Below are 20408 nucleotides of genomic sequence, written 5' to 3'. Positions count from 1 at the left end.
CCGCACCGGAGAACAGTGGCTGGATTGCCACGTTGCGCCGGTATATTGCCAACCCATGCATGCTGTCGCGATCCTGGCTGAGCCCGATGCCATCGCGTTCGACCTTGCCATTGCGATTGAGGTGTTCGGCCGGGTCTTCTTCGAGGACGGCGCGCCGGGCTACCGAGTGCGCGTGTGTGGCTGCGAACCCGTCGTTACAGCGGGACCGATCCGGATCGCGACGGACTACGGCTTGGCTGAGCTCGGCGATGCCGACACCATCGTGGTGCCGGGCCGAAACGACGCCGCGGCACCGGTTCGCGACGACGTGATCGTCGCGCTGAAGTCCGCGTACGAAAAGGGCATTCGGATCGCATCGATCTGTAGCGGCGCCTTCACCTTGGCCGCCGCGGGAATCCTGGACGGCAAGCGGGCGGCCACGCACTGGTTGGCGGCCGAACTGCTGACGGCGACCTACCCGGCCGTAAGGGTCGACGCCGACGCGCTCTACATCGACGAAGGCCAGATCCTCACCTCGGCCGGAGCGTCTGCGGGACTTGACCTGTGCCTGCACCTGGTCGCCCGCGATTATGGGTCGGCCGCGGCGGCCGATGCCGCCCGCCTGGCCGTCACCCCGCTGCACCGCAGCGGTGGCCAGGCGCAATTCATCATCCGAAACCGCCGCATGTCCAGCACCGAACTCGATGAGTTACTGGTGTGGATCGAGAACAACGCGCACCGGCCGCTGGCGTTGCGCGACATTGCGCGCCGGGCGGCCAGTAGCGAGCGGACGCTCAATCGCCGGTTCAAGCACGAGACGGGCCAGACGCCGATGCAATGGGTCAACAACGTCCGGATCAGGCACGCGCAGCAACTGTTGGAGAGAACCTCCGACAGCATCGAAAAGATCGCGCGTCAAGTGGGTTTCGCGTCGACAACGAATTTCCGTGAGCAGTTTCGCCGGGTGGCCGGCGTGCCGCCGCAGAGTTATCGGCACACCTTTCGCCACCATGGCGGCGACGGTACCAGCTAGGGCGATCCGTCCCCGCCAGTCACCACCCCGCGCGCGATGAGGTGGTCGATCAACGGGACCGCGCCGGCGGCGAGATGCTCCGACATCGCCGCGCGCGCCAGCTCGCCGTCACGCTTTTTCAGCGCGGACAAGATCCGACGATGGTCCCTCATCGACTGCTCGGGCCAGCCCTCGATGGCGGGAAACACCGATTCGGGTGCGTAGCGGGTGATTTGCGACATCAGTTGCGCCAGCTTGGGCGAATCGGCGGCGATGTTGATGGCCCGGTGAAATTCGTGGTTCAGGCCGACGGTGTGCTCATGCTCGTCACCGGCATAGGCATTCTCCAACTGCGCCTGGATCTCTTTGAGCTCGCGTAGCTGATCGTCGGTGATGTTGAGCGCGGCCCGCGCGGCCAGCTCGCCGCCGACGTGCGCCTGCACGTTCGCCACGTCGGTGACATCGCGTCCGGTGACCGGCAGCACCACGAAACCCCGGCGCGGCTGTTGGGCGATCAAACCCTCGGCGCGCAGCGCGAACAGCGCCTCGCGCACCGGCGTGACACTGATGCCCAACTCCGCTGCCAATTGATCCAGCCGGACGTACGAGTCGGCGGCGTACGTGCCATCGAATATCCTGCTGCGGATCAAGCGCGCAACGTCCTCGGAAAGTTGCGGCCGCGCAGCGAAATCCGGAACGCTCATCGTGTCACACCCGATATTCGGCGAGCAGTCGCTTGCTGATGATGTTCTTCTGGATTTCGCTGGTGCCCTCGCCGATCAGCAGGAACGGCGCGTCGCGCATCAGCCGCTCGATCTCGTATTCCTTGGAATAGCCATAGCTGCCGTGGATCCGGAAGCTCTGCTGGGTGACCTCGGCGCAGTACTCGCTGCACAGGTACTTGGCCATCCCGGCGGCGACGTCATTGCGCTCCCCCGAGTCCTTCAGCCGCGCCGCGTTCACCATCATCAGGTGCGCCGCTTCGACTTTGGTCGCCATCTCGGCCAGCTGGAACGCGATGGCCTGATGCTCGGCGATCGGCTTGCCGAACGTCTCGCGTTGTTGCGCGTAACGCACCGCAAGCTCGAAAGCGCGAAGCCCGACGCCACAAGCCCGCGCCGACACGTTGACGCGGCCGACCTCGATGCCGTCCATCATCTGGAAAAAGCCCTGCCCCGTCGCCCCGCCGAGGACGTCATCGGCGCCGGCCTGGTAGCCGTCGAAAATCATCTCGGTGGTTTCGATGCCCTTGTAGCCCAGCTTGTCGATCTTGCCCGGAATACGCAGGCCCGGAACGACTTCGCCGAAGCCGACCGGCTTCTCGACCAGGAAGGCGGTCAGGTTGCGGTGCGGCTTGTCCGAGCCCTCGTCCGTGCGCACCAGCGTTGCCACCAGCGTCGCGGTGGCGCCGTTGGTCAGCCACATCTTCTGGCCATCGATCGTGTAGGTGCCGTCGTCGTTGCGTCGGGCCCGGGTCCGGATCGCGGCGACGTCCGAGCCCAGCTCCGGCTCCGACATCGAGAAGGCGCCACGCGTCTCGCCGGCCGCCATGCGCGGCAGGAAGCGTTGCTTCTGCTCGTCGGTGCCGTGCTGGCGCAGCATGTACGCCACGATGAAATGGGTGTTGAGCACCCCGGACACGCTCATCCACCCGCGCGCAAGCTCTTCGACGCACAGGGCGTAGGTCAGCAGTGATTCGCCCAGGCCGCCATATTCCTCGGGGATCATCAGCCCGAACAGACCCATGTCGCGCAGCTGGTCGACGATGGCCTGCGGGTAGGTGTCGGCGCGTTCGAGTTCAACCGCGTTGGGGATGACTTCCTTTTCGACGAATTGCCGGACGGTGGCGATGATTTCGGTCTGGACTTCGGTCAGCCCGAGCGTCTGGGCGAGTTTGGTCATGTGCTGTGTTTCCTTCCGGCTGCTCAGCCCGCGATGGTCTTGGCGTCCGTCAGGCGCTCGACGTCGGCGGTGGTCAGCCCCAGCAACCGCTGAAGGATCTCGGCGGTGTCTTGTCCCAAGGCGGGCGCCGGCGCGCTGGCGGGATGGATCCCGTCGAACGCCGCCGGTAGGCCCGGCGCGAAGTAGTCGCCGAGGCCCGGTTGCCGCAACCGCGAAAACAGCGGATTGTCAGTGACTTTCGGTCCCGCCGCGACCTCGGCAAAGGTGCGGTAGCGTTCGAACAGCACCGTGGTATTCGACAGCGCGGCGGTGACCTCGTCGGCGCTGTGATCGTTGAACCAGGTGGCGAACAACCCGGTCAGCACGTCCTGGTACCGGTACCGGTCGCCTTCGGACCCGAAGTCCACCCCGAGCGCCTCGGCAAGTGCCGACACAGCGTCCTGGGTGCCGGTGACCTCGACCAGATCGCGGAAGTGCCGCTTGGTCAGGGCGACGACCATGAACCGGCCGCCGTCGCGACTGGTGAAGTCCTGCCCGTACTGGCCGTAGATGGCGTTGCCCAGCCGTTCGCGTTGCGTCCCGTTGACCTGAGGTTCGGTGAGCAACCCCAGGTTGGCGGCGGTGGCCAGCGCGACGTCCTCCAACGCCAGGCTGATCCGCGTCCCCGCCCCGGACTTGTCGCGGCGATGGACGGCGGTGACGACGGACAGCGCGGCGTACAGTCCGCAGCACACGTCCCAGGCCGGCAGGACGTGATTGATCGGACCGGCATGATCGGCCGGGCCCGTGACGAGTGGATAGCCCAGGCCGGCGTTGACCGTGTAATCCACGCCGGTGGAACCGTCACCGCGCCCGAGTAACTGGACGTGGATGACGTCGGGGCGCTCGGCCGCCAGGACGTCGTGGCTCAGCCAGGACAGCCCGGCCGCGTTGGTCACGACGATGCCGTCACCCTCGACGATCAGGCGCTGGACCAGTGCCTGGCCGCCTTCGGAGCGCAGATCGATGGTGGCCGAACGCTTTCCCTTGTTCAGGCCCGTCCAATAGATCGACGTACCGTCCGCCGACAGCGGCCAGCGTTGCACGTCGGACGCACCACCGATAGGGTCGACCCGGATCACCTCTGCGCCAAGCTGATTCAGGGTCATTCCGCACAGCGGCGCGGCGACGAAGCTGGACACCTCGACAACGGTGAGGCCGTCCAGAGGCAGCCCGGGGTCGGTCATCTCGATGCGACCCGTTCGAAGACGGCGGCAAGCCCCTGCCCGCCGCCGATGCACATGGTCTCCAGCCCGTAGCGCGCCTGCCGCCGATTGAGCTCGCGCGCCAGCGTGGCCAGCATCCGTCCGCCCGTCGCCCCCACCGGGTGGCCCAGCGAGATTCCCGAACCGTGCACATTGGTCCGCTCATGGTCGGCCGCACCGAAATTCCATTCCCGCATCACCGCGAGCGCTTGCGCGGCAAAGGCTTCGTTGAGCTCGATGAGGTCGATGTCGGAGAGCTGCAGGCCCGCCTTGGACAGCGCCACCTCCGTCGCGGGGACCGGCCCGATGCCCATGACGTTGGGCGCCACCCCCGCCACCCCCCAGGACACCAGGCGCACCAACGGCTTCAGGCCGTACGCGTCGGCCCTCTCCGGCGTGGTCACCACGCACATGGACGCCGCGTCGTTCTGCCCGCTGGAGTTGCCGGCCGTGACCGTCGCCTCCGGGTCGTCTTTCAGCAGAACGGGTTTGAGCTTGCTCAGCGACTCCACCGACGTGTCCGCGCGCGGGTGTTCGTCGGCGTCGATGACTTCCTCGCCGCTGCGCGTGGGGACGGCAACCGGAACGATCTCCTCGGCGAGGACGCCGTCCTTCTGCGCGGCCACCGCGCGCTGATGCGACCGCACCGCCAGCTCGTCTTGTTCCTCGCGCGAAATCCCGTACTGGCGGCGCAGATTCTCGGCCGTCTCCAGCATTCCACCCGGCACCGGGTAGTGCCGTCCGCCGGCGGTCGTGCGTCCCCGCGCCAACCCGTCGTGCACCCGCACGCCGCCGCGAGCCCCGCCCCAGCGCATATCGGTCGAATAGAAGGCGACGTTGCTCATGCTCTCGCAACCCCCGGCGACGACGAGATCGTGGTCGCCATGGCCGACCTGCAGGCAGGCCTGGATCACCGCCTGCAGGCCCGACCCGCAACGCCGGTCGACCTGCATGCCCGGAACCGTCACCGGCAGGCCGGAATCCAGCGCGACCACGCGCCCGATCGCCGGCGCATCGCTGTTGGGATAGCAGTGGCCGAGGATGACGTCTTGCACGGCGTCGGCCGCCAGCCCGGTTCGCTCGAGCAGACCCTTCAGGGCGGTGACACCGAGGTCGACGGCGCTGAGCGCCTTGAACATTCCGCCGTAGCGGCCGATCGGCGTCCGCACCGGCTCACAGATGACGGTTTCACGGACCCCGCTCACAGGTGTCGGCCGCCGGTGATTTCCATGACGGTGCCGGTCATATACGACGACAGGTCGGAAGCCAGGAACAGGGCCACGCTGGCGACTTCGCTGGGCTCACCGGCCCGGCCCATCGGCACCTCGGCCACCTTCGAATCCCAAATGCGCTGCGGCATGGCCTCCGTCATCGCCGACCGGATCAAACCGGGGGCGATCGCGTTGACCCGGACGCCCAGATACGCCAGCTCTTTGGCGGCCGCCTTGGTCATGCCGACGATGCCGGCCTTGGCCGCCGAGTAGTTGGTCTGGCCGACCATGCCGACCTTCCCCGACACCGAGGACATGTTGATGATGGCGCCGCGCTTGTTTTCCCGCATGATGGCGGCGGCCAGCCGGGTGCCGTTCCAGGTTCCCTTCAGGTGGACGTTGATGACCTGATCGAACTGCTCCTCGGTCATCTTGCGCATCGTCGCGTCCCGGGTGATCCCGGCGTTGTTGACCATGATGTCCAGGCCGCCGAACCGCTCGACCGCGGTCTGGATCAGCGTCTCGACGTCGGAGGACTGGGTGACATCGCAGCGGACCGCGATCGCGACGTCGTCACCGCCCAGCTGCTTGGCCACCACCTGGGTCTCCTCGAGATTGACGTCACCGAGCACGACCCGCGCCCCCTCGGCGACGAAGCGCTCCGCGATGGCCAGACCGAGTCCTTGCGCTCCGCCGGTGATTACTGCGGTCTGACCTGCCAACAACGCCACCTGGATCACACATCCTTCTCTGTTATCGCCGCCATCGGGCACCCATCAGGCAAATATCATATTTGATATAGGATCCTCCCCTGAACCGGGGTGCCCCGGATCGGGAGAGGAGCGTGGAGCCGATGGCCACCGCCGAAATCGCCGAAGTCTCCGACGAGGACTTCCGCGAGATCCTGGCTCAGACAAGGCAATTCGTGCGCAGCGCGGTGGCCCCCCGCGAGCAGGAGATCCTCGACGAGGATCGTGTCCCCGACGACCTGCGCGACGAGGCCAAGCGGATGGGCCTGTTCGGCTACGCGATCCCCCAGGAGTGGGGCGGCCTCGGCCTCAACCTGATGCAAGACGTCGAGTTGGCGATGGAGCTGGGCTACACGTCGCTGGCACTGCGGTCGATGTTCGGCACCAACAACGGCATCGCCGGACAGGTTCTGGTCGGGTTCGGCACCGACGAACAGAAATCGCGCTGGTTGGAGTCGATCGCGTCCGGCGACGTCGTCGCGTCCTTCGCGCTGACCGAACCCGGCGCCGGATCCAACCCCGCCGGCCTGCGCACCAAAGCCGTTCGCGACGGCGACAATTGGGTGATCTCCGGGCAGAAGCGCTTCATCACCAACGCGCCCGTCGCCAACCTTTTCGTGGTGTTCGCCCGCACCCGGCCGGCCGACGACAAGGGACCCGGGATCGCGGTCTTTTTGGTGCCGGCCGATGCCGCCGGCGTGCAGGTGGGCGCCAAGGACGCCAAGATGGGCCAGGAAGGCGCGTGGACCGCCGACGTCGCCTTCGACGACGTCCGGGTGGACGACGCCGCACTGATCGGCGGCAGCGAAGACATCGGGTACCGCGCGGCCATGACCTCACTGGCCCGCGGCCGGGTGCACATCGCCGCGCTCGCCGTGGGCGCCGCCCAACGCGCGCTCGACGAATCCGTCGCGTATGCCGCCACGGCGACGCAGGGCGGGGCGGAGATCGGAAGCTTCCAGTTGGTGCAGGCGATGCTCGCCGACCAGCAGGCCGGCGTGATGGCCGGCCGCGCGCTGGTGCGGGACGCCGCGCGGCTGTGGGTCACCGATCAGGACCGCAGGATCGCGCCGTCGGCGGCCAAGCTGTTTTGCACCGAAATGGCCGGCAATGTCGCAGATCTCGCGGTGCAAATCCACGGCGGCAGCGGCTACATGCGAGGCGTTGCGGTCGAACGCATTTACCGCGACGTGCGCCTGCTGCGGCTCTACGAGGGCACCAGCGAGATTCAGCGCCTGATCATCGGATCGAATCTGGTCAAGGCGGCGGCGCGGACCACCACAACGAAGGAGCGTTAATGGCAGGCAGGCTTGCCGGAAAAGTGGCATTGATTACCGGCGCGGCGCGCGGCCAGGGCCGGGCGCACGCGGTGCGCATGGCCTCCGAAGGCGCGGACATCATCGCCGTCGATATCGCCGGCAAGCTTCCGTCCTGCGTTCCCTACGACCCGGCGAGCCCGGACGACCTGAGCGAGACCGTTCGCCTGGTCGAGGAAACGAACCGTCGCATCATCGCGTCGGTGGTGGACACGCGTGACTTCGACGGACTGCGAAGGGTCGTCGCGGACGGTGTCGCCGCGCTGGGCCGGTTGGACATCATCGTCGCCAACGCCGGGGTTGCGGCGCCGCAGGCATGGGACGACATCACACCGGAAGACTTTCGCGACGTCATGGACATCAACGTCACCGGAACGTGGAACACCGTGATGGCCGGGGCGGACAAGATCATCGAGGGCGGCCGCGGCGGCTCCATCATCCTGATCAGTTCCGCGGCCGGTATGAAGATGCAGCCGTTCATGATTCACTACACCGCCAGCAAGCACGCCGTCACCGGCCTGGCGCGCGCCTTCGCCGCCGAGTTGGGTAAGCATTCCATCCGGGTCAACAGCGTCCACCCCGGTCCGGTGAACACCCCGATGGGTTCGGGCGACATGGTCACGGCGGTGGGCAAGACGATGGAAACCAACCCGCAGCTGTCGCACGTCCTCACGCCGTTCCTGCCCGACTGGGTCGCCGAACCCGAGGAGATCGCCGACACCGTGTGCTGGCTGGCCAGCGACGAGTCCCGCAAGGTCACCGCCGCGCAGATCCCGGTCGATCAGGGCTCGACGCAGTATTGAGCTCAGCGCGGCGGGAATAGATCGCCGACGTCCGCGCTTTCAGGCCACATGAAAGCCTTCACCGAGACCGAACGCCAAGAGTTCCTGGCCGCGAAGCACGTCGGCGTCCTGTCCGTCGCGGCCACCGACGGCCGGCCGCCGGCCAGCGTCCCGATCTGGTACGACTACACGCCGGGCGGCAACGTCCGGATCATGACCGGCGCGTCCAGCCGCAAGGCGCGGCTCATCGAGCGGGCCGGGGTGGTGACGCTCGTCGTCCAGCGCGAGGAGCCGCCGTACCAGTACGTGGTGGTCGAGGGCAGCGTCGTCGAAACCACGAAGCCGGCCCCGGCCGACTTGCAGGAAGCAATCGCCATTCGCTACCTCGGCGAGGAAGGTGGGCGCGCGTTCGTCCGCAGCATGGAGGGCGTCGAGGAGGTGCTGTTCACCATCCGGCCCGACCGCTGGCTGAGCGCCGACTTCACCGGCGACCTATAAGCGCGGAGATATACGCGCATACGCCGATGTTTTGCCGCATGCGGCCAACCCATGCTGGCTAGCATGAGCAAAATCGATCCTCGGGCGGGCACGCCACCCTTGGAATGGAGCGACCTGGGCGTAGGCGAAGGCATGAACGAGCCCCTGCCGACCGGCACCGTGACACTGCTGCTGGCCGACGTCCAGGGTTCGACGCAGCTATGGGACTCCCAGCCGCGGGAGATGACCGCGGCGATCGCGAAGCTGGACCAAACACTCGCCCGGTTGGTCGGGGCGCATCACGGAATCCGTCCGGTCGAGCAGGGTGAGGGTGACAGCTTCGTCATAGCCTTCAGCCGCGCGTCGGACGCGGTGGCGTGCGCGCTCGCATTGCAACGGGCGCCGCTGGCGCCGCTGCGGCTGCGGATCGGGGTGCACACCGGCGAGGTTCAGTTGCGCGACGAGAACAACTACGTGGGGCCGGCCATCAACCGGACGGCGCGACTCCGCGAGCTCGCGCATGGCGGCCAAACGGTGTTATCGGGTACCACCGGCGATCTGGTTGCCGACACGCTCGCCGACGGGGCGTGGTTGAACGACCTCGGCATCCACGCGCTGCGGGATTTGCCGCGGCCGGAGCGGGTTGTGCAGCTGTGCCATCCCGACCTCCGCAACGAATTTCCGCCCCTTCGACACCGCGAATCCGTTGTCTCTCAGCGCCTTCCCGCACAACTGACCAGCTTTGTGGGTCGCGACGCCGAAATGCGCGAGGTGCGAGGTCTTCTCGCGCAGCACAGGTTCGTGACGTTGACGGGCGCCGGCGGTGCGGGCAAGACCCGGCTGGCGGTGCAGATCGCGGCCTCGGTCGCCGCCGACTACGCCGACGGAATCTGGTACGTGGACCTGGCTCCCCTCGCCGACGCCGACCTGGTGCCCATTACCACCGCCCGGGCGCTGGGGCTGCCGGATCAGCCGGGGCGATCCCCGGAGAAATGCCTGCTGCAGTTCGTCGGCGACCGCCACATGCTCGTGGTGCTCGACAACTGCGAGCACGTGCTGGACGCCAGTGCGGGACTTACCGGTGCGCTATTGGGGGGTTGCCCGCGACTGACGGTGCTGGCGACGAGCCGCGAGCCGATCGGCGTGAGCGGCGAGGTGACGTGGCGGGTGCCGTCCCTGTCGTTCGACGACGACGCCACGCGGCTGTTCGCCGACCGCGCGAGCAATGCGCGCCCCGGCTTCACCGTCGACGACGACAACGCGACCGCGGTATACGAGATCTGCCGTCGCCTCGACGGCATGCCGCTGGCGATCGAGCTGGCGGCGGCGCGCGTCCGTGCGCTGTCGCCGCACGAGATTCTGGCCGGCCTGCAGGACCGGTTCCGGTTGCTGACGGGCGGGTCGCGGACGTCGGTGCGCCGCCAGCAGACGCTGCGCGCCTCGGTGGACTGGTCACACGCGCTGTTGACCGAGCCCGAGCGGATCCTGTTCCGCCGGCTGGGGGTTTTCATGGGCGGGTTCGACCTCGACGCTTGCCGAAAGGTGGTCTGCGACCAGGATTTGGCGTCTCACCAGGTGCTGGACGTGCTCGCGCTGCTCATTGACAAGTCGCTGGTGACGGCCGAATCTGCCGGCGGCCCCATGCGATACCGGCTGCTGGAGACGATCCGCCAGTACGCGCAGGAAAAGCTCGGCGAATGCCCCGAGGTCGTCGCCATTCGGGACCGGCACCGCGAGCACTACGCTGATCTGGCGGCGGCCGTCGACGCGCCGGGCGACGAAAGGCTCGAACTCCTCCTCGATCGAGCGCAGGCCGAGATCGACAACCTGCGTGCCGCTTTCGCGTGGAGCCGGGAGAACTCCGACACCAACGGCGCGCTGCAACTGGCGACGTCGCTGCAGCCGCTGTGGCTCACCCGGGGCGGCCTCAGGGAGGGATCGGACTGGCTCGACGCGGGTCTAGCGGACGCCGAGCGTCAGGGCGCCGAGGTGTCGCCCCGAGCGATGGCGAGGGCGCTGGCCGACAAGGCATTCCTGGACAACATGCGCGACCCGGAAAGCCTTGCGCGAGCTCAGCGTTCGCTGGCGATCGCGCGCGAGCTGGACGATCCGGCGTTGCTGGTGCGGACTCTCACGGCTTGCGGTCGCCTCGCCGCGTGGAACGCGGAACTCGCCCGACCGTATTTGTCGGAGGCGGAAGACTTGGCACGGGCCATAGGTGACCGGTGGAGACTGGCCCAGATCCTCTACAGCAAGGCCCTGACGGCGACAGTCGGCACGGGTGATCCCGCCGCCGCCGTGGCGGCAGCGACCGAGGGGCGCGACCTCGCGGACGCGATCGGCGACCAAGGCTACTCACGCGGATGCCGTTGGTGTCTGATCGCTGCGCAATGGGTGTTCGGTGACGTCACAGGCGCCGCGGCGCGACTCCGCGAATTGATGAACGAAGCCGACGCGACGCACGCCCTGATCTGGCAGGTGTCCGCCCGCGAGCGTCTGGCCCACGTTTCGGCGCACACCGGACAGCCGGACGAAGGTCGCGCCCTCGCGGGTGACGCCCTCGACGGCGCCGCCGAGATCGGCCGGTATATGGAGGGCGTGGTGTACTCGTCGCTGGCCTACGCGGCGCTGGCCGGCGGCGATATCGACGCGGCCACCGAGGCCGGCGACACCGCACGCGAGCGGTTCGGGGACTGGCCGCTTGCGTCCACCACCGCGAAGCCCTGGGCGCAGGTCGCGCTGGCCCGCGGCGACCTGACATCCGCGCGTCGCTTCGCCGAGGAGGACATCGCGTCCGGTGCAGGGTGGTTCATGGTGCAGGCGCTGACGACCCGTGCGCGTGTGGCGCTGGCGGAAAACGAACCGGGCCACGCCGAACGCGACACCCACGACGCGCTGACCCGTGCGGTCGAATTGCGGGCGCACCTATTCGTTCCAGACCTGCTGGAGTGCCTCGCCCAGTTGGCACACCTTGCCGGGAGCCACCCGGAGGCGGCACGGCTCTTCGGCGCGGCGGATGCGGTCCGTCGGCGCACCGGCATAGTCCGCTTCCGGGTGTACGACGCGGACTACCAGGCGTCATCGGAGCAGACCCGTAACGCCTTGACGGACAAGGAGTTCGACGCCGCGTGGGCCGCCGGCGCTGCGCTGTCCACCGAGGAGGCGATCGCCTACGCCCGCCGCGGACGAGGTGAACGCAAGCGCCCGCCCACGGGCTGGGACTCGCTGACCCCGACCGAACGCGACGTCGTGCGCCTCGTCGCCGAGGGACTGGGCAACAAGGACATCGGCGAACGCCTCTTCATTTCCCCGCGCACCGTGCAGACGCACCTGACCCACGTCTACGCGAAACTCGGGCTCACGTCGCGGATGCAGCTGGCTCAGGAAGCCGCCCGCCGATCAGTGCTCGACTAGCTCCAGCGTGCCCAGCTCGCGGATCGCCTGGCAGCCGCGGCTGAGCATGGCCAGCACCATGTCGTCGCCACGCTCGGTGGCGGCGGCGAACGCGAACCCCAGCGCCGAGATCAGCGGCGCCTGCAGCACCCCGAGCCGGTAATCGCGCCAACATGTTTCGCGGTCGTAGTCGCTGACGCCGCCGGCCGTCAGCGCGCGATGGTAGTCGGCGACCAGCTCCTCCTCGATGGCAGCGCGCAGCTGCGAATTGAGGCTGGTTGCGGTGAAGTACGCGAGATCCCGGGTCGGCAGGCCCACCCCGAGCGTCTGCCAGTCGACCACGCTGACCCGGGTCCGGTCCGGGTCGAACAGCAGATTGTCCAGCCGGTAGTCGCCGTGCAGCAGGGCGAACCGGTCGTACTCGGACAGCAGCCACGGTGTGATCACACCCATTGCCGCGCTGAAGGTATCGCGGTCTTCGGCGCTCATCCGATCGCCCAGCTTCTCCAGCGTGATATCGGCGCTCATCTTCGCCACTTCGCCCATGCCGGCAGCGCCGGCCTCATCCGGGCGCCCGAACGCGATGCCGGGGAAATCGAGCCAGGCGGGATCGCACCAGGTCGGCGCGTGCAGGCCGGCGAGGGCGTTAACCGCCAGGCGCGCTTCGGCTTCGCCGCAACCGATGAGCTGATCGCCCTGCACCGCCGGCGCCTGATCCGCGAGCAGCAGGGCGAAATCCATTGCGTCTTCGGTGATCTCGGAGTAGAAGCACCGCGGGGTCGGCACCTGCACCCGGTCCACCACCGAGGAGTAGAACGCGCATTCGCTGCGGTAGCCGATCACCACCCGGTCGCGCACGGTGTCGTCCTGGGCGGGCAGCTTGATCACGAAGGTCTGCGGAAGGTCACCGGGATCCGTCGCGTAGCGGGCGCTCACCCGGTAGGTCGCCCCGGTCTGTCCCGTGCCGATCGCGACCACGTCCACCTCGGCGACCTCGACGGGCGCGCCGCGGCCACTGAGCGCGGCCGACAGCCATGCCGGGGTCACGTCGCCGGGGTAACGCGGTATCGACGACAGCACAGCACTCATTCCCAGCACGCCTCCTGCCCGCGGACAGCTCGATCCGACTGACCAACTGTAAGGCATACCGCAAGAGTTGCGGTCAACAGCGGTGATCTAATCGGCCAGAATGCGCCATTCGGCGGCCTCGTGCTGCTGGCGCCAGAATTCGTCGAAACGACCCCCCGCAGCGAGTAATTCGTCGACCGTGCCATCCTCGACCACCTGGCCGCTGTCGAGAAACAGGACGCGGTCGGCGTGGCTGATGCTCGCCAACCGATGCGCGACGATCACCTGGGTGCGCGATTGCGGGTCGGCGGTCAGCGCGTCGACCACGGCGGCCTCGTTCTCGGTGTCCAGAGCGCTGGTCGCCTCGTCTACCAGCAGTATCGGCGCGGGTTTGAGCAACGCGCGGGCGATGCTGACCCGCTGGCGTTCACCGCCCGAGAGCGCCGAACCGGCCTCGCCGACGACGCTGTCGGCGCCGTCGGGCAGCCGTGCGACGAGCTCGTCGACGCGGGCGAGCGCCACCGCGCGCGCGAACCGGTCGTCGTCGGCGCCGGGGTCCCCGGCGAAAACGTTGTCGCGGATGGACCCGTGGAACAGGTAGGGATGCTGGAACACGACGCTGCTCGCCGCCCGCCGGGCTTCGGCGTCCAGCGTCGCCGCGTCGACACCATCGATCAGCACCCGGCCGCGCGTGGGCTCGTGCAACCCCGCGATCAGCGCCAGGATGGTGCTCTTGCCCGACCCGGACGGTCCGACGATCGCCGTTGTGCTTCCCGGCTCCAACGAGAAACTCACCCCGTCGAGCACCAGGTCGGTGGCGCCACCGACAGCTGGGTACCCGAACGTCACGTCGTCGAACTCGATACGCGGGGCCGTGGCGCCCGGCAGCGTCGCGGCGCCCGCGTTCATCAGCGGCGCGGTGAGCACCGAGCGAATGTTGTCGAGCGTGGCGCGGGTGCTCTCCAGCGCCGGCGCCAGCTCGCTGATCGTGGTGAACGGCTCGAGGTAGCGCACGATGACGACGATCAGTGCGATGGCCTCGGCCACCGAGAGCGTTCCGTTCACCGTCAGCGCGGTGGTCGCCCCGGCCAGCAGGATCAGGGCCAGCTGGCTGGCGAGGCTGTACAGCAGCTGACCCGGCACCTGCATGGAGAGCAGCCGCATGGTCGCGCCGTGTTGGGCGGCCAGCGCGTCGCCGACCATGCTCCTGGCCGGTTCGACGCGCCGCGCGGCGCGCAATGCCTGCTGGGTCCGGGCGAACTCGATGATCCGCTCGGTGAGCGCGCTATTGGCCTCGGCCGCAGTGGAATCGGCGCGACGCGCCAGGCGCGCCGACGCCCACAGCGCGCCCAGCATCAGCGGCAGCCCGCCCAGCGCGGCCAGACCGAGTTGCCAGGAGACCGGCAGCAGGACGACCGCGATGGCGGCCGGCAGCAGCACGGCCGAGATCAACGGCGTGAGCAGGTTGACGACGAGGCCGACGAGTTCGGGGCCCGTCGCCGCGATCGCCTGCCGCGCCGTCGCGGTGTGCTCGGCGGTGAACCAATCCAGCCGCACACCGGGCAGTCGGTCGGCCACGTCATGCTGGCTGTGGTCCAGCACCGCGAAGCCCAGGTTGAAGCCGATGCGCGCCGTCGCGGTGTCGATCACCCAGCCGAGCGCGGTGGCGGCGGTCAGCCACCCCAGCCACATCATCGCGCGGTGTGGGGCCTCGCTGAACAACGCGCCCACCAGGGGAACCAGCAGCACGGTGGCCACCGCCCGCACCACCACGGAGATCAACGCCAGCACCGTGTAGGCGACGACCCGGGTGCGCCGATCCGCCGGCACCAGGCTCAACCACGTGCGGATCATCGGGCACCCTCCCCGGCCGCGCCGGCGGCCACCTCATCGCGCTGGCCGCCCTCCCACAGGCGCCGATACCGGCCATCGGCGGCCAGCAACTCGTCGTGGGTGCCGCGCTCGACGACGCGGCCGTGGTCGAGCACGACGATCTGGTGGGCCCGGGTGATGGTGTGCAGCCGGTGCGCGATCACCAGCACGGTGCGGTCCTGTGTCAACCGGTTGAGCGCTTGCTGCACAAGGTATTCCGACTCCGGATCGGCGAACGCGGTGGCCTCGTCGAGGATGAGAACGCCGGTGCCGGCCAGGATCGCGCGGGCGATGGTGAGGCGCTGGCGCTCCCCGCCGGACAGGCCGCTCCCGGCGCCCAGCATGGTGTCGTAGCCGTCCGGCAGCCGCATGATCCGGTCGTGGATCTGCGCCTCGCGCGCCGCCTGTTCGATCTGCGCCGGGGTGGCTTCGGGAGCGGCCAGCGCGATGTTTTCCGCCACGGTGCCGTGCACCAACTGCGTCTCCTGCAGCACGAATCCGACCTGGGCGTACAGCTCGTCGGCGGTCATCGACCGGATATCTTGTCCCCCAACGCGTATCGAGCCCTGATCGACATCGTGGAACCGTGCCAGCAACGCGGCCAGCGTCGACTTGCCGGATCCCGACGGCCCCACCAGCGCTGTGACCGTGCCGGGGCACAGGGTCAGCGACACGTCGTGGATCACGGGAACGCCCGGACGGTAGCCGAAACTGACGTCGTCGAACACCACCGCCTTCGTCGGCTCCCCCTGGGCTTGGCCGTGATCGCGCACGGCGAGTTCGGCTTCGTCGAGCGTGTTCTGCAGGCGCCGGGCGGCCAACATGCCGGCGCGGATGCCGCCGAGGCCGTAGGCGATCCCGAGCAGGCGTGCGCCGAAGGTGGTTCCCAGCAACAAGAATGGCAACAGGTTGACCGGATCCATCCGCCCCCCGACCACCAGCAGGGTGCCGGTGGTCGCGATGAGCCACAGGAAGGTCGACGGCCGGGTGACCAGATCCATGAAGGTCTTCTTGCCGGCCAGTGGGCGCTGCCAGGCGACCAGGAAGCCGACGTATTCGTCCAGGCGGCGCCGGAAACTCGATGCGGCGGCACCACCGAAGACGCGGATCACCGGCTGACCCTCCAGGTAGGCGCCGGCTTCGCCGCTCATCGTCTCCGCCCAGCGCTGCGACTGCGGGATGCGCGGGCCCGATTGAATCGTCAGGGACGAGGTCAGCACCAGGTAGACCAGGACGGGCGCGAACAACACCAGCGCCACCCGCCAGTCGACCACGAACAGATAGACGAGCACCGCCACCGGCGCGACGGCCGCGGCCACCGCGTCCGGGATGGCATGGGTGACCAGGTAGTGCAGGGACAGCGTGTCGTCCTGGAGCAGTTGCTTGATGGAACCCGATCCGCGCGCGGTGAACCAGCCCAGCGGCAGCCGAGACAGCTTGCGCAACAATCCCGTACGCAAATCGCGGGCGAATCGCGCGTCGACGACGTGGAGCCAGAGGGTGAGGGCCGCGCCCAGCAACGCCCCCAGGCCCAGCAACGACACCGCGGCGATGCCGACGTTCCACAGCCGGGACGCGGGCGCCCCGGACACCAGGAGGCGGGCGAGTTCGACCAGCAGCACGAACGGCGCCAGCTGCACCAGCGTGATGACCGCCTGCAACAGGCCCGACAGGATCAGCGCCGAGCGCAACGGCGCGAGCAATCGGCCCGCGGCCTGGGCGCGCCAGTTTCCGCGCGACACCGGGGCGGGCGCCGTCTCGGGAACCTGCCGAGCCGACTCCAGTTGCGCCGCAACCTCTTCCGGGGCGACGGTGGGCGCCACGCTTTCGGAGCCCTCGGGCTCGTCACCGCGGCGGGTGCCCATCGCCCGCCCGGCACTCCAGTACGCCTGGGCGTGCACCTCGGATTTCGGAAAGCCGAACTCGTCGCGCAGCCGGGTCCGCACCTGCTTGAGCGTCGTGGCCTCCGGCGTCGCCCACGCATACCAGTCGGACCAATCTCGGCTCTCGATCGCCGCCGCAAGCGATTTCTCGTCGCGGCGGGCGACCCAGTGCAGCCGCAGCCGCGGATGCTGTGCGATCGGGATCAGCGTGTCGTTGTCGTCGTGCTGTTCGAGGTACATCTCGATCGGGACCTCGTCCGGGACGACGCCGATGATCCCGTTCATCCCCGGGATGGACGCCGAATCGCCGATGAGCAGATACCCGGCCGGCTGCTCGCCGGGCATATCGAACCGCGACGAACCCATCAGTGCCATGACGGCGATGGTGGCGCCGGGCTGCACGGTGCGCGCCCACTGCGACGCCGGACCGGCCGGCTCGTGCAGCACGATGTCGACCGCGAAGCGTCCGGCCGCGACGTCGGCTTCCGAGATCGTGTAGGCGCGCTGAAACTCGGTCTTCGATCCGTCCGGATCGGGGAACCAGAACCGCAGCCATGCGGCCGGTTCGGCGTCCACGTCTTCGAACAGCGTGGGCGACGTCATGCGCACGCGCACGAAGTGCGGTGCGATCCGGACGGTTTCGATGACCGTCGCGGTGTGATCGCGCGCGCCGAAGCTGCGCAACATCACACCTTGGAATCCGCGTGCCATTAGCGGTCCTTTCTCGCGGCGCTCCGCGCCGGCACGGAGCTGACGATCCGGCGGGATCACCGCCACGAGGCCACGGATCGGTGCGGCCGGCGAGGGCCGCACAAACTGTGAATTCGACACCTGCCACGATCCCGCGCGGGCGGCACCCCGCCGCGGATCACCGGCCACCCGGTCACGACTTGGTACGTTACCCCCACAAACTAAGGGTTGCCTTACCATAGGTCAACCTTGGGGCCCGCCCACCTTCCGCGGCGTCAGTAACCTGGGAGACATGAGCGGTGAGTCGGCGGCCCCGGTCCTGCTGTACGACGGTGTCTGCGGGGTGTGCAATCGGGCGGTGCGCACGATCCTTCGCTTCGACCCCGCAGGTCCGCTGCGCTTTGCGGCCCTGCAGAGCGTCTTCGCCAAAGCGATCATCGAACGGCACCCCGAGATCGGCAACGTCGACTCGGTGGTGTTCGTCGACGACCCCGGACAGCCCTCGGAACGCGTGGCCGTCCGCTCAGCCGCCGCGTTGCGCGTCGCGGATTATCTCGGCGGGCCGTGGAAAGCGCTCGCGGTCGCCCGTCTCGTTCCGACCCCCGTGCGCGACTGGCTCTACGACAGGTTCGCCGCCATCCGCTATCGGGTCTTCGGCAAGTACGACAGCTGTCCGCTGCCGCCTCCGGAGGTTCGCGCCCGCTTCGTAGAGGACTGAGAACGCGTCAGTCCGTGGCGGCGCCGGCCGCCAGGTCCGCCTCGGATTCCCTGCGCTTGAGCTCGGCCAGCTTGCGGTCCTCGGCCGCGGCTTCGCGGTGCTTGAGCGCGGATTCGCGGTGCACGTCGCGGTGCGGCACCCCTTGTCGGACGACCCAGTCTTGGCTTTTGGCGACTCGCTCATGCTGGATCGCGGATTCCTCGAAGCTTCGTGCCGCGGACAGCCCCGCGCGAGCCGCGCGCTCGCACGCCGCGGCCACTCTGCGTTCGGCGAGTTCGACATCTTCTGCGGTGAAAGCGTTTTCGCCGGGTGGTGCCGGCTCGCGTCCGGTGGGCATGGCGTCTCCCTTGTGTCCTGTGAGTTCGATGTACCCCCCAGGACGGGTTTGACGCTTAGCCCGCTGAAGATTTCATTTCGAATGTTGACCAGTGCGGGCGGAGGGACTCGAACCCTCAAGCTCTTTCGAGCAATGGCACCTAAAACCATCGCGTCTGCCAATTTCGCCACGCCCGCGCGCCCGGCAATCGTATCGCCTGCGATATGTCCAACTTGTCTGCGACGGGCGCGCATTGACGCGCGGTACGGTCAAGGGGTGTCCACTACACACCGTCGCAGACCCGCGCTGATCGCTTTGGTGATCATCGCGGCGTGCGGCTGCCTGGCCCTGGGCTGGTGGCAGTGGACCAGGTTCCAATCGGTCTCAGGCTCGTTTCAGAACCTCGGCTATGCGTTGCAGTGGCCGCTGTTCGCGTGGTTCTGCGTGTACGCCTACCGCAAATTCGTGCGCTACGAAGAGGAACCACCCCCGCCGCGCAGCACCGAGGCCGTGACGGAGATCCCCGCCGGTCTGCTGCCCGACCGGCCCACGCCCCCGCCGCAGGCACCCGATGACCCGGCGCTGCGGGAGTACAACAAATACTTGGCCGAGCTGGCCGCGCAGGACGCCGAAAAACAAAAGAGGACAACCGCATGACCACACCGGAGACCCCGGGCGGGGCAGTGCCCGCCGTGCCCGTCGACAAGATCCGCACCGCCTTGCTCGGCTACCGGATCATGGCCTGGACGACGGGTCTGTGGCTCATCGCGCTGTGCTACGAGATCGTCTCGCACCTGGCGTTCGACCACGAGATCCGGTGGATCGAAGTGGTCCACGGCTGGGTGTATTTCATCTACGTGTTGACCGCCTTCAACCTGGCGATCAAGGTGCGCTGGCCGATCGGCAAGACGGTCGGTGTGCTGTTGTCGGGGACGATCCCGCTGTTGGGGATCATCGTCGAGCACTTCCAAACCCGGGACGTCAAAGCCCGATTCGGCTTGTAAGCCACATCCGCCACACCCGTCCCTGCCGGGGACGGGACCCGCAATGCCCACCTCCTAGCGACAACGCGCGCGCACGACCGGGTTGTCGCTAGGAGGTGGGCATTTCGCCTGTCACCCCGCGCCGCGACTGGTGTGACGAATGTTGCGAATGCCTCGCACGCCGGGGATTCAGCCCGCGGACCGGGCCAGCGTTTCAAGCGACGGCAACAGCAGTTGCAGCGCGCGACCGCGATGCGAGACCGCGTCCTTCTCGCTCGGGCTGAGCTCGGCCGCCGTGCGCTCGTACCCGTTGGGCACGAACACGGGGTCATACCCGAAACCGCCATCGCCGCGCGGTTCCCGGGCGATGCTGCCGGGCCATTCGCCCCGGACGACGACCTCGCCCGCCCCCGACACCAGCGCGCAGGCGGACACGAACGCCGCGCCGCGCCGTTCGTCGGGCACGTCGCGCATTTGCGCCAGCAACAAGGCGGTGTTGCCGGCGTCGTCGCCGTGGTTGCCCGACCAGCGCGCCGACAGCACCCCCGGCATGCCGTTGAGCGCGGCCACCTCTAGTCCGGAATCGTCTGCCACGCTTGGCAACCCGCTCGCGGTGAACGCGTCGCGCGCCTTGGCCAACGCGTTCTCCTCGAAGGTCGCGCCCGTCTCCGGCGCTTCCTCGAACGGGGCGACGTCGTCGAGCGACACCAACGTCAAGCCCGTCAGACCGGCGGCGTCGAGCACCCGGCGCAGCTCGGCCAGCTTCTTCGGGTTGCGGCTGGCGACCAGCAGGCGTGACGAGTGCAAGCGCGG

At 68.4% G+C, this 20408-nt stretch carries 18 protein-coding genes and 1 tRNA gene; 8 read left to right on the top strand and 11 right to left on the bottom strand.

Annotation, left to right across the window (positions count from 1 at the left end; genetic code table 11):
- Positions 1–55: 55 nt before the first annotated feature.
- Positions 56–1012, top strand: a complete 957-nt coding sequence (locus OCQ_RS06945) for a GlxA family transcriptional regulator (RefSeq protein WP_014384102.1) — start codon at positions 56–58, stop codon at positions 1010–1012.
- Here the strand turns inward: OCQ_RS06945 and OCQ_RS06940 are convergent.
- The 5 genes from OCQ_RS06940 to fabG are packed head-to-tail and all read right to left on the bottom strand — an operon-like array spanning position 1009 to position 6088.
- On the bottom strand, positions 1009–1695 hold the full coding sequence (locus tag OCQ_RS06940) for a GntR family transcriptional regulator (RefSeq protein ID WP_009952873.1): 687 nt from the start codon (positions 1693–1695) through the stop codon (positions 1009–1011). The genes OCQ_RS06945 and OCQ_RS06940 overlap by 4 nt on opposite strands.
- 4 nt (positions 1696–1699) lie before the next feature.
- Positions 1700–2893, bottom strand: coding sequence for an acyl-CoA dehydrogenase family protein (locus tag OCQ_RS06935; RefSeq protein ID WP_014384101.1), 1194 nt, complete (start codon positions 2891–2893; stop codon positions 1700–1702).
- A gap of 23 nt (positions 2894–2916) precedes the next feature.
- Positions 2917–4119 carry a CoA transferase gene (locus OCQ_RS06930; protein WP_014384100.1) on the bottom strand — a complete coding sequence of 401 codons (1203 nt, stop codon included), beginning with the start codon at positions 4117–4119 and terminating at the stop codon, positions 2917–2919.
- Positions 4116–5342 carry an acetyl-CoA C-acetyltransferase gene (locus tag OCQ_RS06925; RefSeq protein WP_014384099.1) on the bottom strand — a complete coding sequence of 409 codons (1227 nt, stop codon included), beginning with the start codon at positions 5340–5342 and terminating at the stop codon, positions 4116–4118. Before OCQ_RS06925 ends, OCQ_RS06930 begins: the two co-directional genes overlap by 4 nt.
- The gene (gene fabG, locus OCQ_RS06920) at positions 5339–6088 is read right to left on the bottom strand and encodes a 3-oxoacyl-ACP reductase FabG (RefSeq protein WP_008254916.1); all 750 of its coding nucleotides are present in this window, start codon (positions 6086–6088) and stop codon (positions 5339–5341) included. The genes OCQ_RS06925 and fabG overlap by 4 nt, the downstream gene beginning before the upstream one ends.
- A gap of 113 nt (positions 6089–6201) precedes the next feature.
- On the opposite strand from fabG, the gene OCQ_RS06915 reads away from it, so the two are divergent.
- From OCQ_RS06915 to OCQ_RS06900, 4 genes are all read left to right on the top strand, one after another.
- The gene (locus tag OCQ_RS06915; RefSeq protein WP_041785419.1) at positions 6202–7395 is read left to right on the top strand and encodes an acyl-CoA dehydrogenase family protein; all 1194 of its coding nucleotides are present in this window, start codon (positions 6202–6204) and stop codon (positions 7393–7395) included.
- A complete protein-coding gene (locus tag OCQ_RS06910) occupies positions 7395–8216 on the top strand; it encodes a mycofactocin-coupled SDR family oxidoreductase (RefSeq protein ID WP_009952866.1) in 822 nt (273 codons plus the stop codon). The genes OCQ_RS06915 and OCQ_RS06910 overlap by 1 nt, the downstream gene beginning before the upstream one ends.
- Before the next feature lie 48 nt (positions 8217–8264).
- A complete protein-coding gene (locus OCQ_RS06905; protein WP_009952864.1) occupies positions 8265–8693 on the top strand; it encodes a pyridoxamine 5'-phosphate oxidase family protein in 429 nt (142 codons plus the stop codon).
- 132 nt (positions 8694–8825) lie between these two features.
- Entirely contained in the window at positions 8826–12086 is a 3261-nt protein-coding gene (locus tag OCQ_RS06900; RefSeq protein ID WP_014384097.1) for a helix-turn-helix transcriptional regulator, read from the top strand.
- Here the strand turns inward: OCQ_RS06900 and OCQ_RS06895 are convergent.
- The 3 genes from OCQ_RS06895 to OCQ_RS06885 all read right to left on the bottom strand — a co-directional run bounded on the left by OCQ_RS06895 (position 12072) and on the right by OCQ_RS06885 (position 17599).
- On the bottom strand, positions 12072–13154 hold the full coding sequence (locus OCQ_RS06895; protein ID WP_036458479.1) for a phosphotransferase family protein: 1083 nt from the start codon (positions 13152–13154) through the stop codon (positions 12072–12074). The genes OCQ_RS06900 and OCQ_RS06895 overlap by 15 nt on opposite strands.
- 87 nt (positions 13155–13241) lie before the next feature.
- Positions 13242–14987 carry an ABC transporter ATP-binding protein gene (locus OCQ_RS06890; protein WP_014384095.1) on the bottom strand — a complete coding sequence of 582 codons (1746 nt, stop codon included), beginning with the start codon at positions 14985–14987 and terminating at the stop codon, positions 13242–13244.
- Complete coding sequence (locus OCQ_RS06885; protein WP_036458564.1) at positions 14984–17599, bottom strand: ABC transporter ATP-binding protein/permease; 2616 nt, start codon at positions 17597–17599, stop codon at positions 14984–14986. The genes OCQ_RS06890 and OCQ_RS06885 overlap by 4 nt, the downstream gene beginning before the upstream one ends.
- 271 nt (positions 17600–17870) lie before the next feature.
- Between OCQ_RS06885 and OCQ_RS06880 the strand changes: the two genes are divergently transcribed.
- A complete protein-coding gene (locus OCQ_RS06880) occupies positions 17871–18296 on the top strand; it encodes a thiol-disulfide oxidoreductase DCC family protein (RefSeq protein WP_009952856.1) in 426 nt (141 codons plus the stop codon).
- A 7-nt stretch (positions 18297–18303) separates the two neighbouring features.
- On the opposite strand, the gene OCQ_RS06875 is transcribed toward OCQ_RS06880, so the two are convergent.
- Positions 18304–18633: a hypothetical protein gene (locus OCQ_RS06875; protein WP_014384093.1), complete on the bottom strand. Its 330-nt coding sequence runs from the start codon at positions 18631–18633 to the stop codon at positions 18304–18306.
- 92 nt (positions 18634–18725) lie between these two features.
- A tRNA-Leu gene (locus tag OCQ_RS06870) sits at positions 18726–18809 on the bottom strand.
- Positions 18810–18888: 79 nt separating this feature from the next.
- On the opposite strand from OCQ_RS06870, the gene OCQ_RS06865 reads away from it, so the two are divergent.
- Complete coding sequence (locus OCQ_RS06865) at positions 18889–19269, top strand: hypothetical protein (protein ID WP_026071506.1); 381 nt, start codon at positions 18889–18891, stop codon at positions 19267–19269.
- On the top strand, positions 19266–19616 hold the full coding sequence (locus tag OCQ_RS06860; RefSeq protein ID WP_009952852.1) for a DUF3817 domain-containing protein: 351 nt from the start codon (positions 19266–19268) through the stop codon (positions 19614–19616). The genes OCQ_RS06865 and OCQ_RS06860 overlap by 4 nt, the downstream gene beginning before the upstream one ends.
- Positions 19617–19784: 168 nt before the next feature.
- Here the strand turns inward: OCQ_RS06860 and rdgB are convergent, their stop codons facing one another.
- Complete coding sequence (gene rdgB / locus OCQ_RS06855; protein ID WP_014384091.1) at positions 19785–20402, bottom strand: RdgB/HAM1 family non-canonical purine NTP pyrophosphatase; 618 nt, start codon at positions 20400–20402, stop codon at positions 19785–19787.
- Positions 20403–20408: the final 6 nt, after the last annotated feature.

Origin of the sequence: Mycobacterium paraintracellulare, assembly GCF_000276825.1 — a bacterium.
In the GTDB taxonomy this organism is placed as follows: Bacteria; Actinomycetota; Actinomycetes; order Mycobacteriales; family Mycobacteriaceae; genus Mycobacterium; species Mycobacterium intracellulare.
This window is presented reverse-complemented; position numbering and strand designations above follow the sequence as displayed.